The organism is Peribacillus sp. NPDC076916 (genome assembly GCF_050269675.1).
Classification (GTDB): Bacteria; Bacillota; Bacilli; order Bacillales; family DSM-1321; genus Peribacillus; species Peribacillus aracenensis.
This window is the reverse complement of the sequence record NZ_JBNNIU010000003.1, coordinates 531,036-548,456: the sequence shown is the minus strand read 5'-3', so window position 1 is coordinate 548,456 and position 17,421 is coordinate 531,036. Positions and strand designations below refer to the sequence as shown.

Below are 17,421 nucleotides of genomic sequence, written 5' to 3'. Positions count from 1 at the left end.
AAACCAATAAAAAAAACGACCGACCCGCTACTAACGGATGGTCGTTTTTTTTATTTTACCTGCAGTGAATGCTCGTAGGCTGCCTGGAACTTTTGAATGTCCCCCGCACCCATGAATAACACGACACTGTTTTCATGATGTTGCAATTTCGATGTTGTGTTCTCCGTAATCAGCTCGGCACCGGGAATCTTATCTTGAAGGTCTTCAATCGATAACTTCCCTTGATGTTCACGAGCAGATCCAAAAATTTCACATAAGTATACTTTGTCGGCCAAATTCAAGCTGTCGGCGAATTCATCCAGGAATGCCTGCGTTCTCGAGAAAGTATGTGGCTGGAATACTGCAACAACTTCACGCTCTGGATATTTCTGACGAGCCGAGTCGACAGTTGCAGAGATCTCGGTCGGATGGTGTGCATAATCATCAATGATGATCTGACTTCCGATTTCCTTTTCGGAGAACCGGCGTTTAACTCCGCCAAAAGTCCGCAATTGGGCTTTCACAGCTTCCGTATCCAAGTTTTCATATTTACAAAGTGCAATGACACCAAGTGCATTCAATACATTATGCTTTCCAAAAGTAGGAATAGTGAATGTATCATAGTAATTGTTCCTTACATGCACATCAAAAGTCGTGCCATCCGGAGTGACGGAAACATTTTTCGCTTGAAAATCATTTCCTTCTGCAAATCCGTAAAAAATAACCGGTACTTTCGCCTGAATATGTGGTAAATGCTCATCATCCCCGCACGCAATGATGCCTTTGTTGACTTGAAGGGCCATCGTTTGGAAAGCCTCGAACACGTCTTCGACATTGGCGTAATAATCAGGATGATCAAAATCGATATTCGTCATGATTGCATAATCCGGATAATAGGAAAGGAAATGACGGCGATATTCACATGCTTCGAATACGAAGTAATCAGAATTCACGATTCCTTTACCCGTTCCATCCCCAATCAAGAAGGATGTCGGTTTAGCGCCCCCCATAACATGGGCAAGCAAGCCGGTCGTCGATGTTTTACCATGCGCTCCCGTAACGGCCACGCTAATGAAGTTTTTCATGAAATCACCTAGGAAGCGGTGATAACGGATAATCGGCAAATCAAGTTCTTTTGCCTTCATGATTTCCGGATGACTATCCGGAAACGCATTTCCTGCAATGATGGTCATTCCAGGTTGAATATTTTCCTCGTTAAAAGGAAGGATTTTAATCCCGGCTTTTTCTAATGCCAATTGTGTAAAAAATTCTTTTTCGTAATCGGAACCCTGCACTTCAATATTCATATCATGCAGTATTTGTGCAAGAGCACTCATACCCGACCCTTTAATTCCCACAAAATGGTAAGCAGTCATAAAGCGAACCTCCACCAATCGTCTACCTGTATGACAGTATATGACGTCATCTTTTATTTGTTTTTTCCATTACGAGACTTGTTAGTAACGCAATTCTTAATAGGTTTTTCAAGCGCTTATTTTCAATCATTCATCAACAAAAAACTATTATATCACTTTTTTATTCATTCATCCATGTCAGGCAGATGCCAATTTATCAAATCATTGGTTTTTCCCTCAATTAAGGTGATAAAAAAGGGTTTTCACCCTTTCACATTATATTCAATTTCCTTTTATTAGGTTCTCTTAATTAACATGTAAAAATTCCAGTTCTTCTTCCGTAATCAATACATCCCTGGGCCTTGAGCCCCTGGATTCGGAAACGACTCCCCGTTGCTCCATCATTTCTATTAGACGCGCTGCACGGTTATAGCCGACACGGAAGCGCCTTTGGACACTCGATGCAGATGCAGCCTGCTGGCTCACGACAAATTCACATGCCTCGAAAAACAGTTCATCCGCTTCTTCCGTGACCTCGGCCCTGTTCAGCAAGTCTTCCTGTTCAAACAGGTACTTCGGCTGCTGTTCCAGTTTAACGTGGTTGACGACTTGATCGATTTCTTCATCACTCACAAAAGTCCCTTGCAGGCGCACCGTTTTCGATGAGCCGTTTTCAGCGAATAACATATCTCCTCTTCCCAATAATTTTTCTGCACCGCCGCTATCGATGATTGTACGGGAGTCGACTTGTGAAGAAACTGAAAAAGCGATCCTTGTCGGGATATTTGCCTTGATCAATCCCGTTATGACATCGACTGAAGGCCTTTGAGTGGCTACAATCAAATGGATGCCGCAGGCACGGGCCTTTTGCGCAATCCGGCAAATCGCTTCCTCTACATCAGCCGGGGACATCATCATTAGATCCGCAAGCTCATCGATGATCACCAGGATATAAGGCAGCTTGCTTGAATATTGACCGGCTTTTTCCGCTTGGTCATTAAAGCGGGTGATATCACGCACACCAGCATGTACAAACAATTCATAACGCCGTTCCATCTCTTCTACAGCCCATTTCAACGCAGCCGTAGCGGCTTTCACATCGGTTATGACTGGACTGACCAAATGCGGGATCCGGTTATAAGGGGCGAGCTCGACCATTTTCGGATCAATCAAGAGTAATTTCAACTCCTGCGGCGTCGCTTTATACAGCAAGCTGACCAGCATCGTGTTGATACAGACACTTTTCCCCGATCCCGTTTGCCCGGCTATCAATCCATGCGGCATCTTTCTCAAATCCGTGATGATCGGCTGACCGGATATATCGAGTCCTAAAGCGACAGCAAGCGGTGATTCATGCTCTTGAAACTCAGTACTTTCCAAAACCTCACGCAAAAATACCGGTTTGCTTTTCCTGTTCGGAATCTCGATGCCAATTGTATGTTTACCGGGAATGGGCGCTTCCATCCGCATATCCTGTGCAGCAAGGCTTAATTTGATGTCATCCATCAGGTTCGTCACCTTATTCACCTTCACTCCCGGTTCCGGATGTACCTCGAAACGGGTTACTGCCGGTCCTTGAGTGACATTGACGACCTTTGCACGGACATTGAAATTTTTCAATGTCTCATCAAGTAATAAAGTCTGTTCCTCGAGCCACTCATCATCATGCACAGCATAAGTGGGAGGTGTCAGCAATTCGATATTCGGAAACACATAATATGGATTATCCTCCGCTTCCACGGAGCCATAAACTGCTGTGGTATCGCCCTGGCCACTTTCTGTTGCCGCCTCTGTATAAACTGCTTCTTGATACCCATTTCCAGAAAGGGGTTCCTGCTCCAAGAGCGGCCTAGAGACCGAACTGGAACCCATATTGGATTCAACTGTATTTTCAGGCTCGGCGGCGGTTTCCGAACCAGCCTTCGTGTCCAAAAAGGTTGATTTAATGATCGGAGTCCCCTCTTTTGGCATAACTCTGCCCTCCTCCTGTTTCCGTTCAGGAATGGCGGATGGTTTCGCTTGTCCTGCCTCCGTTTCAGCAGCATCATTCATTGGCCGCTTATCAGGTGAATCTACTGCCCTTTCCGAATTAAGGCTTTTTTTTTCCGGCATCATCTTATCCATGAAGCTGTTTTTTTCCCGGTCTTGCTTAAGCATCATCACATTGAATGGGATATGTTTTTTCGGACGTTTAGGCTGCCCTTCAGGTGTTGCCTCTGATGGATCTTCAGGCAGTGTCCCTTGACTGACGTAAGGTTGATTTGATTGTGCAGCAACCTCCTCCGGTACCGATATAGCTTCAGGCGGTGTGTCGTCGGCCTGTTCGATGATGGATACAGCGACTTCGCGTCCATAATCGACCTGGTCCTGTTCAATAGCCTCTTTTTCCACCGCAGGCTCAATTATGTCAGGCTCGCTTACTGCTTCTTCTGGCAGTGACTCTATGGAATTCCTGCGAAAGAAAGCGGGTATCTCCGAATCTTCCCTTTTTTCTTCCGCTTTTTCCGGTATAAGAACGGATGGCTCTATCGTCATTTCCTCATGTGACACTTCTTTTGGAATTTCAAGGATCGATACCGGAATCTCGATATCGGCTCCTTCTTTTTTAGGGATGGGCATTTTGCTTTCTAATTCATATTCGACAATTTCTTCAGATGGGACTATTTTTTTTTCCGGACGACGGAACCCATAAATGGGTGAAGGGATTTCCGTTGGGCGGAATGGAGTATTTGACGGGACTATTTTTGAGGTTTCCTCCCGGTCGAAACTTCTCCGTTTTGGTTCACTATCCCTTACAGGCCTTTTCGTTGTTTCCTTGGTCACATTTTTCCCCTGTTTGGGTTCATTTTCTTCCCTATTTCTTTCCCTAGGCTTTCTTTTATTCTGCTCCCGGTCTGGAATGAGCGGAAACTTGAACTGTCCTTTTGGATATTGAAACAGGATTTTCGTATCCGGGTCTGGGGTCTGGGACATTTTTTCCACTTTTTGATTGTAAACTTTTATTTCTTCTTTCTTTGACTTCGAAAGCTTTGAAAAATCCATTTTCTTTAATGTCTCTTCATCTAGCGGCTCATCTATAATTATTTCTTCGATTTCAATAATTTCCTCTGCTTGGAACCATTTTTTCATCTTATTTAGCCATTTCAAAACTATCACTCTTTCTACATCTGTAGTTATGTAACTAATTCTACCAGTTATTTTAAAAATATCGAGAAAATTTAAGCTGAATTGGGATTAGCATCTATTTTTTTATCGCATTCCTGCTAACTTAACGGAGTTCGCAGAACTCCTACCCTATTAAACCCCTTCTGGAATGAGATTAAACCTATCAATTGCGAATTAACATTAGCTCCTAGTCTACTATTTAAATAAAACACCGCTGTTAAATCGCGTTTACAAAGAGATTAAGTTTTCATGCAACCTTGGAAGCAGAAAACCGCCGGCGGCATTCAAATACATGCCGCAACCCATAAAACACCGTTCGTTAATACCGAACGGTGTTTTGTGGGTTTCTGCGTTTTTTTTGCAAACAAAGACCAAAGAAGACTATTTCCATTCATAAAAACTGCATACAACCTGCGCCACTGATTTGGAGGCGATCAAAAGGGCATCTTCATCAATGTCGAATTTAGGATGGTGATTGAAATAGGCCTTCTCCACTCCTTTCGGTTTACAGCCAATGTAAAAGAAGCAGCCAGGAATCTTTTCTGCATAATACGAAAAATCTTCCGAACCTGAGAAAACCGGAAATTCCACAACATTCTTAATATCATTGTCATTCATGCTTTCCAGGCTATTTTTCACGAATCCAGTCAGTTCAGGGTCATTATATAACGGAGGATAATCGGGCACATATGTAAGCTCGCACTGAACATCAAATTCCGTTTCTATCCCTTTAACGATCCGGTGGATTTCCTTATCGATCAGCTGCTGGGTCTCTGCCGTCATATAACGGACATCCCCTTCAATTTCTATACGATCTTTAATGACATTAAAGCTTCCCTTTCCATCGAAGGAGCCGATTGTGACTACTCCCATATCAAATGGGTTCAAGCGACGGCTGATTACGGTTTGTATGGCTGTCACGAAATGGGCGCCTGCCACAATGGTATCATTAGCCATATGCGGGGAGGAACCATGGCCGCCTACACCCTTTATGGCTAATTTGAAATAGGTCCGTCCAGCCATCGAATAGCCGCTGCGATACCCGACGACCCCTGCTGGATGCGAAGGGAATAAATGGATTCCGAAGACAGCGTCCAGTTCATCCAAAACCCCTGATTCCATGATGCTCTTTGCTCCACCAGGAGGTGTTTCTTCTGCATGTTGATGAATTATTTTGATCGTACCTGATAGGGAATCTTTCAGCTCAATGATGCAGTCAGCCAGTACCAATAAATAAGCGGTATGCCCATCGTGTCCGCAGGCATGCATGACACCTTCATTTTTTGAACGGAACGGAACCTCCGCTTCTTCTGTAATCGGCAGTGCATCGAAATCGGCACGGAGACCTATCGTTTTCCCTGGTTTCCCGCCTTCGATCGTCACGATGATCCCTAATCCATTTCCTGCATTCGTTTGAATCGATACATCTTTCCCGTTATAAAAATCAATGATATATTTTGCCGTTTTCTCTTCTTTGAAGGATAGCTCCGGATTCTCGTGTAAATGACGGCGGATTTGAACCATTTCCTCTTTACGGGCTTCCAGCATGTTCATTAATTTGCTTTTCAAATTCACGATCATTCTCCCCCATTATTTTAAGTTGATTGGTATATTAGTAAGTTCCATGTTCGCTGCAAACCTTTTGTATGCATAAAGCCAATTAAAAAAGGACAGAGAAGGGTTGCGCAAACCTGCCGCTCCCTTCTCTGTCCTTTCACCTGAGAATTCAACTCCATTTTGGTCGTGGAGATTTCCCCGTTGGCGGCACACTTCCTGCGCGCTGTCCAGAGTTGCGTCCAGCTGCGGTTCCATTTACCTGAGAGATTTGCTCCAAGGGATATTTTTGGAACTTGCTCCTTCGGTGGCTCAATGCTTTGCACTCTCCCACAACGTTCACAAGCTCGTTCTATCGTTTTATTCCGTATTCTCAAAATATTACAATTTCATTATCACCGATAAAAAAATAAATATCAACTCTAAAAGTCATAAACTCTATTAAACTTTAAAAGGACCGATGTCAGATGCTGACACGGTCCTTTTATGATTCAATATATCATTGTTCACGCTTTTTGTTTTTACCCATAATGAAGATGGGCTCCAACTCATTTTCTTCGTAAAGAAATGATAGAGCCGTTATCGGAACATGCCCGCTGGCAAAGAAGCTCATCGCCATTTGCGCAAGAATATCATAGCCCGTATCATTCTTCACATCGGCAATGATGATGACATCCTGATGGGGAATGGCAACAGCCATGGTTCCCTCGATCTTGTCCTTCATTTCCCGAAGCCATGATTCATTCAGGATCCTGCTGGCATCATACCCATCATTCGTGTTCAAAAAATAAAATGCATTACCTGCAACGATATCCGACTTCATTTCAGTGGAGAGGGAACGGGCATTGAAAAGGGCAATTTCACGGATCCTGTCACCCTGCCAATTTTCCCGTTGAATCATCTTTTCATCTATAAGACGGTAGGTTTTCCCTAAATCAAGGGCATAAAAAATCCGGGTTTCAGCCGTATGCTCATCGAATAAAAATGGATTTCCTTCTTCCGATTCCATCGGAAAGGAGGTCGAGCGGATGACTGGGAAAATGAATTTCTCCTTGCCTTCCATGCTGTGTTCTCCCCCCATCACATTCAGGGCCTCTTCCACGTAATAGATAATTTCATCGATGGCCTTTTCCTGTACGTTTTCATAGTTAGCAAGTACAGGAGGCAACTCGATGGTGATTCCCTTCCCGGTCTTCACATTTTCCACCCGTAACGTATCTTGCTTACTATCGAATTTGAATGTGCGATTTTCATCTTTTAAACGTTCTTTCAGGATATTTTTCAGCTTCGTGCTGTCCATTTTCATGACTGACCCTCCTCTTCATTGAAAAATCCCCAGCGAGAAGGGGAAATTAATTATAGTGATTGAATGAATTCCTCAATTTGTTCTTGCGTTTTGCGATCCTTGCTCACGAATCTGCCTAGCTCTTCACCATTATCATACGCGATGAAACTTGGTATGCCGAATACATCATTCGCCGCACACACATCGATGAATTCATCACGGTCCACATGAATGAATGTAAAATCAGGAAATTTCGTTTCAATCTCCGGCATGATCGGTTCGATTACACGGCAATCCCCGCACCATGTCGCTGAAAAAAGAAAGATATGTTTGCCTTCACTTTTCAATGCATCATATTGCTCAACGGTTTGTAAATTTTCCATTTGAATATTCCTCCTGCTCTAAATGACACCATAGTTTTTTATAATCCCATCATACCAGACTCTCCAGAAATCAACCATTAATACGGATCGGTTGAACGGCCGTGATAAGACTTATTTCTGGGGCACGGATGAAACGATTTCCATCATTTGTTTTGCATCGGTTTTTAATTGGTCTTTATCCGTTTCGGTTGTCAGCTTCACCCCGCCGATCCCCACTGCAAGCTCATACTTTTCTTTCGGTATCTCTTTGACCGAAATAAAGCCGAATTTATCATCAGTTTGGAAAGAATGCAGCATCACATTTTGATCATCTTGTTCTTTTATCGCCAAATATAACACGGAGTTGTCTTCTTTTTCATTTGGATTGACAAATAATATATAAATCTTATCATCTTTTTGTAAAATCAAATTATTATCATGTTCTTCCACTACTTTAAAATCCTTTGGCAGATAGACCTGAATTAGCCCCGCCTCTTGATTGGGCTGTTTTTCATCGTCACGAAAAGCCACTTCAGCAGCCTTCATTGCCTTTTCGGTTTGTCTCTCAATGCCTGAGCAGCCCGCGATCAAACTGCTTATCAACAGGAAAACAAGGATATTCTTATTCGATAAAGCCATCGTCATTCCTCCAGCCGTCTCTTTTACTACCTTATGGATAATATTATCCTTATTTATGGAATTCATCCATTTTCTAAAAAACATGGTACAATGAAAGCAATTTTAATACCGAGGAGGAAAACAATGAAGTTAACCGTGTATCTTGCTGGGGAGATCCATTCGAATTGGAGAAGTGAGCTGAGAGATAAGGCCGCTGCACTGAAGCTCCCTTTAGAATTTGTAGGCCCAATGGAAAATCATGAACGCTCCGATAATATCGGTGAAGATATCCTCGGGGAACAGCCGAATCCCATCCTGAAGGATGCGGCAGCTTCCCAAATCAATAATTTGCGGACAGGTCTTTTGATGAAAAAAGCTGATCTTGTCGTCGCTCTATTTGGCGAGAAATATAAACAGTGGAATACCGCCATGGACGCAAGCACCGCCATTTCCCTGGGTAAACCACTTATTTTGATTCGTCCGGAATCCCATCATCATGCCTTAAAGGAATTATCGGAAAAGGCGAGTGTCACAGTAGAATCCGTTAATCAAGCGATGAAAGTGCTTTCTTATATTTTTGAAGAAGGGCTGTAAAACTCCCTGCCCCTTAACTGCTCAACTCAAGTATGAATGTCTGATCATCATAAAGAAATGAAAAAAAGCTTGCAGGGCCTCCCCTGCAAGCGAAAAGAATTTTTTAACTTATCCCTTTTTTATGGGAATCCAAATTTCAGAGTAATAGTCAGGGTTTGAAGCGTCGTCATTCGCGTATACTTCCAATTCTGGAGTTCCGGCATGTTCATAACCGCTGGTAGGGAACCATTCGGAAAAAATTCGTTTCCAAGCTTGTTGGATGGCATCAGGCATAGGTCCGTGAACTTCGAATGCAACCCACTTGGAAGCCGGTATCGTCAGGGTTGAAAACTCTTCAGGCACTTTCCCGGCATACTCTGCACCTATCCAATAATCCATCGTTTCATTTTTTTCCACAGCCCGCTTATCGACACATACACCAATCAAGCCATCTATTTGGCCATTGTTCAACTTAGCTAACCTATCATCTGTTCCATCCGCATTCACTTTCTCCCACAACTTTGGAATCCCGATCAAATTCTCTTCATTAACCAAGGAAAACTCCTGCTTGATTCCAATCAATTGAAAGGAATCCCTTTCAAGGATATTGTATTTCATCGGTTTTGCCCCTTTCAGAATCACCTGTATTACCAGGCGTTCATAGAATTTCAGTTTCCCCATATACTTTCGGGCTTCGCTTGGAGATACCCCATGCTGCCTTCGAAAAGCTTTCGAGAATGCCTCGGGGGTGTCATAGCCATACTTGTAGGCTAAATCAATGACCTTGCCATTTGTTGATGAAATCTCCTGGGCCGCTAAGGTCAGTCTTCGACGACGAATATAGTCACCAATGGTTATATCCGTTAAAATGGTGAAAGTCCGTTGAAAATGAAAAACTGAGGCATTCGCCTGCCTGGAAATGCTCTCGATCGTCAGGTCCTCCAATAAGTGCTCCTCGATATATTCGATGGCCTTTTGGATTGATTCAACCCACCCCATTTCGTTCCCCCCTTGTCACTATACTAGCAAGGCCGCTCAATAAAATCCTGTCCGTTCCTGCTCTGTTTTGGCAGTATTCGTTTTCCATCATTCGAAACCCGCTTTTCCATGACAGGGATTCAAAACTCCTGTTTTTTCATTTTCAGCTTATACTCGTGTTGGCCGGCAAGCATCGTCATGATATGAAGGAACATGTCCCCCCTGGTGATTCGCTCATTTGTAAATACGCCGATCGCTCCTTCCTTTTTGCTAATATTCTCTTGCCTTGTGAAGGCGTCCATCACTGGGCCCAACTCTTCACCGTCCAGCAGCTTCTCAGCAACAATTCCCGGAATTGGGATTCTCGCTCCGGCAGCTACAAAGACCTCACCGTCCCTTGTTGCCATTGCACCCCAATTACACAAAAACAGGGCTTGTCCCATTTTCACGACACCGCCTTCAAGCCCGATGCCCATTTCGGCATCACTGTGAATCAAGCAGTTCCGGGCACGTGTCATTGCCCCCTCCATCGTTTCCTCGTCTGAAAAAGGCTGTTCCGGGACCCCGCTCTCCACTTGAAGCGAAATGATTTCTGCATCTTCATATACACCTAGCACGGCACTTACTTTCGCCGGATTCTTACTGCCTACTGCTATTTTCAATATAATTACCTTCCTTCTATGTAAAAAAAGCTGATGGAAAAGGATACATGACAGCATCCCTTTCCATTTCAGCTTCCACCATCAACCGTTATTAATCAAGGTCTCGAATGTCGTTTTATCACAGGAACGAACCAATTTTCCAATCAGTTCACGTGCAGCGGCATAATCATCAATATGAATCATGGATGCATGTGTATGAATATAGCGGGAACAAATGCCAATCACCCCGCTTGGAATGCCTTCGTTTGCAATATGGACTTGCCCTGCATCCGTGCCGCCTTGGGATACGAAATATTGATATGGAATCTCATTCGACTCGGCCGTATCAAGGATGAATTCCCTCATGCCGCGATGAGTGACCATCGAACGATCGAAAATGCGGAGCAGTGCCCCTTTTCCTAGCTGGCCAAATTCATTCTTACTGCCGGACATATCATTCGCAGGACTTGCATCCAAAGCGAAGAAAAGATCCGGTTTAATCATATGAGCTGCAGTTTGCGCACCCCTTAATCCAACTTCCTCCTGGACGGTTGCCCCGGAATATAAGATATTCGGTAACGTTTCACCTTTTAAATCCTTTAACAATTCTATCGCAAGTCCGCAGCCGTAACGATTATCCCACGCTTTTGCGAGGATTTTCTTCTCATTGGCCATGGGAGTGAATGGACAAATCGGTACAATCTGCTGACCTGGCTTTATACCGATTCTTTTCACATCTTCCTTATCATCCGCACCGATATCAATCAGCATATTTTTGATATCCATTGGTTTTGAGCGTTGCGATTCATCAAGCAAATGGGGCGGAATCGAACCGATGACACCAATGACCGGACCGTTATCGGTTATGATCTCGACTCTTTGGGCCAATAGCACTTGACTCCACCAGCCTCCCAAAGTCTGAAAGCGGATCATTCCGTTTTCTGTTACGGAGGTGACCATGAATCCCACTTCATCCATGTGTCCGGCAACTAGTACAGTCGGCCCATCCTCATCGCCTCTTTTTACGCCAAATATTCCGCCAAGGCGATCCTGGACGATTTCATCCGAATACTTTTCCAGCTCCCTCTTCATGAAACTCCGAACTGCATGTTCATTTCCCGAGGCTCCCGGTAATTCCGTCAATGTTTTAAAAAGCTCCAAAGTCTCATGATTCATTTTTCTACCCCTAACTTATGTATTGTTTCTTACTATTTTACAGAACTTAGCATCGTGATACACTAGAAAGTTCTAATTTATCAGTTAATGGGTAAAATTTCAAATTATTAGTCAAATAAAGCGTTCTTCTGTATACTGGAAGAAGCGATTTTAATAAATGCAATGGAGGAGAAATCAATGAATTGGAAAACGTTTTTATTAGGTACTGCTGCCGGGTTTGCTGCTGGCTATGCGACAAAACAGCTATTGGATCAATCAAGTAAACCTTCTCCCGATAAAGTCTTGGCCCAAGTGAAGGAAACGGTCAAAAAGGATGGAAATATATATGGCTCATGGATTTTGATGAAGCCGGAGAGCTTTACAAAAAATGACTTGGACTATGAAGTGTACAAAGGCGGGATCACCAGAAACACAGAGGGTAAACGCGAGCAATTCGAATTTGTCGCAGATGCCTCAACAGGAACGATATTGGAGCTTAATGCGCAAAATGATTGAAACAACAACAGGAGGGCCGTCAAAATGACGTCCTCCTTTTGCTTTCCCTCTTATCGCTTCCGTTTCAATTCGGCTATTATTTCCTTACCCGTTACATCCCATTTGATGGCACAGTATTGGGCATCATGGTAAAAGCTATACCAGGACCCATTTTGCAGTCCGGATTTCATCCACTTTTCCTTTGCTTCAATGGAAGTCATGGGATAATCGTCATAAGCGAGGACCCAGAGGACATTCGCATGCGCGTGCGTCGGCATGATATCTGCCATGTGAATCAGTCTATCCCCACCATCCTCAATGATGATGATCGCATGACCATCACTATGCCCACCGGTATGGAGCATTTTAATGCCGTCCGTAATTTCCTGCTCACCTTCAAAAGGGCGTACAAGAGAAGCGACAGCCTCCCAGTTTTCTGCCCAATATGTACTTTTTGAACGAATATTCGGGTTTTTCATTTCCACCCATTCAGTTTGGGTCGTAATGATTTCTGCTCGCTCGAAAACAGGCACCCAAGTTTCACCTTCACGTTTCGTCAAACCGCAGGCATGGTCGAAATGTAGATGAGTCATTAAAATGTAATCGATATCATTTGGTTGAATCCCAAGTCTGCCAAGATCTTCGACAAGATTGGATTCCTCCGTCACCCCAAAATTCCGCTTCTGCTTGTCATTCAGCTTTCCATTGCCGATACCGGAATCTATAAGCATGTTCAATCCGTTGGCCTGCACCAAAATCGGATCCGTGCGTAACTCGATTTGGTTATTTTCGTTAACAGGATACTTTTTGGCCCAAAGCGGTTTCGGTACAACACCAAACATCGCACCGCCATCCAAGTGAGTCACACCACCATTCAACCATGTTAATTTAATTTCCCCAATTTGCATCGTTTCCATTTTACCCCTCCTCTCCCTTTATTTTAACACCCACCTCCATATATTGAAATCGATAACAATCAAGTCATCCTCCTGAACGGAATACACCGCATGAACAAGAAAAAAAACCAGATGCTGTGCACCTGGTTGGTTTCTGATGATGATTATTGGAACATTGCTTCCAATCTGTATATCCGGTTGCCTTTACTCGAGAACTTTTCTTCATATTCAGTCATGATGTTGCCTTCAAAACTGCTATTGTGAAGATCAAGGCTTACATATTTCAAAAGCATGCCGTACTCGGAAATACTTTTCAAGGAAGATTCGAATAACCCTTGGTTATCCGTCTTGAAGTGGATCTCGCCTTTGTCTGGAAGGATGCCTTCATATACTTCGAGGAAAGTCTTATACGTTAACCGACGTTTTGCATGACGTGATTTCGGCCATGGATCAGAGAAATTCAAGTAGACGCGGTCCACGTCACCTTTTGCAAAATAGTCCCCTAAGTTTGCTGCGTCAACATTCAACAGCTTTAAATTTGGAACATCCGCTTCAATCAGCAAATCCAAAGCAGCTACAATGACGCTTCCATATACTTCAATTCCAATGAAATTCACATCAGGATGGGCTTTTGCCATTTCTGTGATGAAACGGCCTTTTCCAGTACCCACTTCAATATATAACGGATTATCGTTACCGAAAACTTCATGCCATTTACCTTTATGGCTCACTGGCTGATGAATTACATATTGTGGAAAATCATTCAAACGGTCTTCAGCCCAAGGTTTATTTCTTAAACGCATGATGACACCCCTATTTATAATATAATCGTTCAAACCATAACACGAGTGCATGGATTCCTGCAAGTTGATTTTTTCAGGAAACACACACAGAACAAATAAAAAAACTGCCGGCCATCCAGGCGACAGTCTCTGTAGTTTTCATGTATAAAACTTTCAGCAAAACACACCATAAATAAGTGAAGGGCAGGCGAGAACCACCTGGGAATCCCTTGAATCATATTTAAGAAAGGAGAGGTATTATATGCCGCTTTCCCATGAACATCAAATGTCACTATTAAAAGATATATTGACCAACCATCAAACAGACTGCTGTGGATCCGTTTCTGAATGTGAACAGGTTGAAAGGCTCGTCAAATCCCTAATGATCAATATGGAAATTGACAGCAATGTGAAACCGATTCTGACGGAGATTTACGAATACAGTCAAACAGGCATCGGTACCGCCGATTTAGATGCACATATTTCAACCCACCAGAACGACCTGTCCCAGTGGGTGGATGATATCGATCAATTCTGATCAGCCAACCATCAATAATGCTTCCAGCTTTTGCAGTAATTCATTTCTTTCCTCGTAACGCTTTCTTCGATGATGCCATTGGATGGAAAGCACAAGTTGTGAAACCGTGTGCCATTTCATCCTCATCTCCAGGCCTGCGTCAAGTTTCTTGCCGTAACGGGCAAGCCATTGATTCCATTCTTCCCTTGGGACATAAGAATACAGGAGTATGCCGAGATCAATGGCCGGATCGCCAATGACCGCTCCATCCCAATCAATCAGGAACAATCCGTCGGTTTCGGTCATGAGCCAATTATTATGGTTCACATCACAATGACAGACGACTTTTTCGTCGCATTCAATCAACAGGAGATTATTCTGTAAAAAATGGATGGCCTGCTTGATAATCGGAATATCCGTAACATCCGAAGATAACCCGGTTTCTATGTCTGTAAGTATACTTTCAGGTCGTAAAGGGGATTTCCCAAGCCTTTTGAGCATGCTTAACAAAGGATCGGATTGATGAATTTTTTGAAGCAGCTTTGCGACTCTTATATTGTTCATTTCCTGCTGAGATAGCTCCCTGCCTTCCATCCAATGCTGGGCCGTAATTACATCCCCATTTTCCAGGCGTTTTGTCCACATTAACTTTGGAACAATGCCCTCAGCCGAAAGAACAGCTAAAAATGGCGATGAATTTCGTTTAAGGAAGAGCTTCTGCCCCTCTTTCTCGGCAATAAAGGCTTCCCCCGTAGCTCCTCCGGCAGGGGATATATCCCACTCCTGACCTAATAAATGTTCCAACTGGTTCACCTTCGATTTCCTCGCTTAATCATACAAATGTGGGTACGTTCACCTAGTGTATGTATTACCACTACTTTGAGTCCATGTTTTATAAAAAATCCGCCTGTTGGCGAAGCTGCATATATACTTGCATCGGGATGATACCCGCAATTAAAAACATCCTCATTTTAGAGAAATAAAAAAATAGCTATTGAGCAATTAAACAATAGCCATAAATTAAATTTTAGTTGAAAAACGGTTTCTTCGTCAAGTACTATAAAACGATTATACGCATAAAACAAAAACAAATAAATCATTTCATATTTTTGTATGGGTTATCATCCTTGAACATGACGCGGATTTTCTCTTTCAGAACCACTGCAGCTACTTCATGCGTACCAACAATTTCCCCATCAGACTGGATTTTTACTGACCCTTGATTCTTCATTTTTATTATTTTACCGGAAAAAGAATCAACATTTTTCATGTTTAGGTGACCGCCCCAAAAAACGGTGATGAAGACGGTCAATAACTTCAACAAAGTAATATCATGGACCGCAATCACGTTCAACCTATCATCATCCAGCTTTGACATCGGTGAAATTTTCATCCCACCGCCAAAGTAGGGCTGGTTCGCAATAACAATGAACCATACCTTTTTCAAAAGATGCCGATCCCCATCAATGATCAATTCCATGCTGCTGGGCTTATAAGTAAATATCTTTTTTATAAAAATGAACAGATAAATTAATTTACCCGCCCTGACAAAATTAAACCATTTTTTCAGAGCGGAACGTTCTGCTTCATCAGATATTTCAGCATCAATGCCCATTCCCAGGCAGTTCACGAAATAACCCGCCTTGCCATTCGTCTCGTACCGTCCAATATCAATGGCACGGAAGGCATTATCCTGAAATAAAGAAAGAGCTTCTTCCACACTCTCCGTTTTTTGAATGCCCCTTACATAATCATTGCCGGATCCAGCCGCAATGGAGCCGATGATAGCGTGAGGGAAATCACTGGCACCATTTATCATTTCATTAATCGTGCCATCTCCCCCGACAGCGATCACCCTGGTATCCTGATTCGTCCCTGATAGAATTTCCTTCGTCAATCTTAGCGCATGCCCCTTTTCACGTGTAAAGAACACCTCATGGGGAACAGCTTTTGATTTCAGTATTTCCTCGGCTTTTTTCCAAATCTTCAAACTTTCTTCATTTCCAGCCATTGGATTGACAATGAAATATACCGTTTCATTAAGGCGCGGCATGCTCATTTCCTTCTGTTTGGTTATAATCGGCTTCCCATTCAGGTCGCAGGCTGGATGTAGTTTGGCAATATTCAAGCAATGCCTGTGCCCCTTTTAACTGCTGTGCCTTAAGAGGGGACGATATAGCCCGCATCCTTTCAAACCATTCCGGGAAGGTCCGTTTATCCACCATCGTAATATCATAAGGTGCTTCGGGATAATCGACATATCCATTCCGGGATAAAACCACCTTTTTAATCGGCATGTTCACTTCATATAGCTCAAATAACTGGGAGACGATGTTCGTCATCCGATTTGCACCCAATAATGGGTTAAGCACTTTTTTATCTGGATGCTTATGATGCCTTCGGACCCAGAACCGTTCACTCGAACCGATGAAAGCAGCGTCTTCTTCCGCTTCCAGAAAAGTGATGCACCAAGCATCAACAGGGGTCAATAAAATGACTTCGACTTCAACAGGCGCATTTTTCAATAGAAAGATAGGTTTATATAATACAAGAAACGTATCCGGAAAACGCTGCAGAAAAAAGCGGAGCCTTTCATCCAAAAAGAATGATTGGTCCACAAATGACTTTTCACGAAGCGTCGAACTCCCCCATTTCATTTGAAAACGGAGCAATTGATTTAAAAAATTTTGCTTTAATTCATCCAGGCTGGCCGGTCGGAACGGAAACCTTAATGAAAAAACATTAGGATCTTCAATCTGGTTCGGTATTAGCAGTTCTTCTGCCTCTGCCTCCAGTTTCCCTGTCCGGTGGAATATGCCTTTAACCTTTTTAAGCAGGCCCTTTGATTCTTCCTGAGGCGGATCAAATTTGACCTGTGTTTCACTTTCAGTATGCTCGCTATACAACCGATCCAGCTCGCCCGCATTATAAGCAGCCTTCAATTTATCCCATTGCTGTTTTTTCAACCGTGCAAATTGTGTTGGATAATGATAAATATCCTGCTCATACCGGGAAATATAATCCTGCATCTTTATGAGCTGTGCCATTCGACCACCACCCATTTCT

At 43.2% G+C, this 17,421-nt stretch carries 17 protein-coding genes and 1 riboswitch; of the genes, 3 read left to right on the top strand and 14 right to left on the bottom strand.

Going from position 1 to position 17,421, the window contains the following annotated elements; genetic code table 11:
* Positions 1-50 precede the first annotated feature (50 nt).
* The 6 genes from murC to ACQKFG_RS12220 all read right to left on the bottom strand — a co-directional run bounded on the left by murC (position 51) and on the right by ACQKFG_RS12220 (position 8,339).
* The gene (gene murC, locus ACQKFG_RS12245; RefSeq protein WP_349727816.1) at positions 51-1,355 is read right to left on the bottom strand and encodes a UDP-N-acetylmuramate--L-alanine ligase; all 1,305 of its coding nucleotides are present in this window, start codon (positions 1,353-1,355) and stop codon (positions 51-53) included.
* 285 nt (positions 1,356-1,640) lie between these two features.
* Positions 1,641-4,481: a DNA translocase FtsK gene (locus tag ACQKFG_RS12240; RefSeq protein WP_427559240.1), complete on the bottom strand. Its 2,841-nt coding sequence runs from the start codon at positions 4,479-4,481 to the stop codon at positions 1,641-1,643.
* Between the two features lie 399 nt (positions 4,482-4,880).
* The gene (locus tag ACQKFG_RS12235) at positions 4,881-6,068 is read right to left on the bottom strand and encodes an amidohydrolase (RefSeq protein WP_353872825.1); all 1,188 of its coding nucleotides are present in this window, start codon (positions 6,066-6,068) and stop codon (positions 4,881-4,883) included.
* A 224-nt stretch (positions 6,069-6,292) separates the two neighbouring features.
* Positions 6,293-6,396: riboswitch (glycine riboswitch) on the bottom strand.
* A gap of 156 nt (positions 6,397-6,552) precedes the next feature.
* The gene (locus ACQKFG_RS12230; RefSeq protein ID WP_192206088.1) at positions 6,553-7,359 is read right to left on the bottom strand and encodes a DUF1444 domain-containing protein; all 807 of its coding nucleotides are present in this window, start codon (positions 7,357-7,359) and stop codon (positions 6,553-6,555) included.
* 50 nt (positions 7,360-7,409) lie between these two features.
* The gene (locus ACQKFG_RS12225) at positions 7,410-7,721 is read right to left on the bottom strand and encodes a thioredoxin family protein (RefSeq protein ID WP_427559237.1); all 312 of its coding nucleotides are present in this window, start codon (positions 7,719-7,721) and stop codon (positions 7,410-7,412) included.
* Between the two features lie 111 nt (positions 7,722-7,832).
* Positions 7,833-8,339, bottom strand: coding sequence for a hypothetical protein (locus ACQKFG_RS12220; RefSeq protein ID WP_427559234.1), 507 nt, complete (start codon positions 8,337-8,339; stop codon positions 7,833-7,835).
* A gap of 123 nt (positions 8,340-8,462) precedes the next feature.
* Between ACQKFG_RS12220 and ACQKFG_RS12215 the strand changes: the two genes are divergently transcribed.
* Positions 8,463-8,912 carry a YtoQ family protein gene (locus ACQKFG_RS12215; RefSeq protein WP_192206091.1) on the top strand — a complete coding sequence of 150 codons (450 nt, stop codon included), beginning with the start codon at positions 8,463-8,465 and terminating at the stop codon, positions 8,910-8,912.
* Positions 8,913-9,020: 108 nt separating this feature from the next.
* Here the strand turns inward: ACQKFG_RS12215 and ACQKFG_RS12210 are convergent, their stop codons facing one another.
* The 3 genes from ACQKFG_RS12210 to ACQKFG_RS12200 form a co-directional block, all read right to left on the bottom strand.
* Positions 9,021-9,890, bottom strand: coding sequence for an AraC family transcriptional regulator (locus ACQKFG_RS12210; protein ID WP_342614296.1), 870 nt, complete (start codon positions 9,888-9,890; stop codon positions 9,021-9,023).
* 119 nt (positions 9,891-10,009) lie between these two features.
* The gene (locus ACQKFG_RS12205) at positions 10,010-10,531 is read right to left on the bottom strand and encodes a DUF84 family protein (protein WP_349727815.1); all 522 of its coding nucleotides are present in this window, start codon (positions 10,529-10,531) and stop codon (positions 10,010-10,012) included.
* An 81-nt stretch (positions 10,532-10,612) separates the two neighbouring features.
* Entirely contained in the window at positions 10,613-11,686 is a 1,074-nt protein-coding gene (locus tag ACQKFG_RS12200) for a M42 family metallopeptidase (RefSeq protein ID WP_349727814.1), read from the bottom strand.
* A 177-nt stretch (positions 11,687-11,863) separates the two neighbouring features.
* On the opposite strand from ACQKFG_RS12200, the gene ACQKFG_RS12195 reads away from it, so the two are divergent.
* Positions 11,864-12,181 carry a PepSY domain-containing protein gene (locus tag ACQKFG_RS12195; protein WP_192206095.1) on the top strand — a complete coding sequence of 106 codons (318 nt, stop codon included), beginning with the start codon at positions 11,864-11,866 and terminating at the stop codon, positions 12,179-12,181.
* A 50-nt stretch (positions 12,182-12,231) separates the two neighbouring features.
* Here ACQKFG_RS12195 and ACQKFG_RS12190 read toward each other — a convergent pair whose 3' ends face one another.
* Positions 12,232-13,077 (bottom strand): YtnP family quorum-quenching lactonase, encoded by an 846-nt coding sequence (locus tag ACQKFG_RS12190; protein WP_427559228.1) that lies wholly within the window; start codon positions 13,075-13,077, stop codon positions 12,232-12,234.
* 143 nt (positions 13,078-13,220) lie between these two features.
* Positions 13,221-13,859 carry a tRNA (guanosine(46)-N7)-methyltransferase TrmB gene (gene trmB, locus ACQKFG_RS12185; protein ID WP_192206097.1) on the bottom strand — a complete coding sequence of 213 codons (639 nt, stop codon included), beginning with the start codon at positions 13,857-13,859 and terminating at the stop codon, positions 13,221-13,223.
* Positions 13,860-14,100: 241 nt separating this feature from the next.
* Here trmB and ACQKFG_RS12180 point away from each other — a divergent pair, with 241 nt between their 5' ends.
* Positions 14,101-14,376, top strand: a complete 276-nt coding sequence (locus tag ACQKFG_RS12180; protein WP_260285469.1) for a YtzH-like family protein — start codon at positions 14,101-14,103, stop codon at positions 14,374-14,376.
* Here the strand turns inward: ACQKFG_RS12180 and ACQKFG_RS12175 are convergent, their stop codons facing one another.
* From ACQKFG_RS12175 to ACQKFG_RS12165, 3 genes are all read right to left on the bottom strand, one after another.
* Positions 14,377-15,159, bottom strand: coding sequence for a phosphotransferase family protein (locus ACQKFG_RS12175; RefSeq protein WP_063232868.1), 783 nt, complete (start codon positions 15,157-15,159; stop codon positions 14,377-14,379).
* 292 nt (positions 15,160-15,451) lie between these two features.
* On the bottom strand, positions 15,452-16,483 hold the full coding sequence (locus ACQKFG_RS12170) for a diacylglycerol/lipid kinase family protein (RefSeq protein ID WP_192206099.1): 1,032 nt from the start codon (positions 16,481-16,483) through the stop codon (positions 15,452-15,454).
* Entirely contained in the window at positions 16,395-17,402 is a 1,008-nt protein-coding gene (locus ACQKFG_RS12165) for an NERD domain-containing protein (protein ID WP_427559224.1), read from the bottom strand. Before ACQKFG_RS12165 ends, ACQKFG_RS12170 begins: the two co-directional genes overlap by 89 nt.
* Between the last annotated feature and the right edge of the window lie 19 nt (positions 17,403-17,421).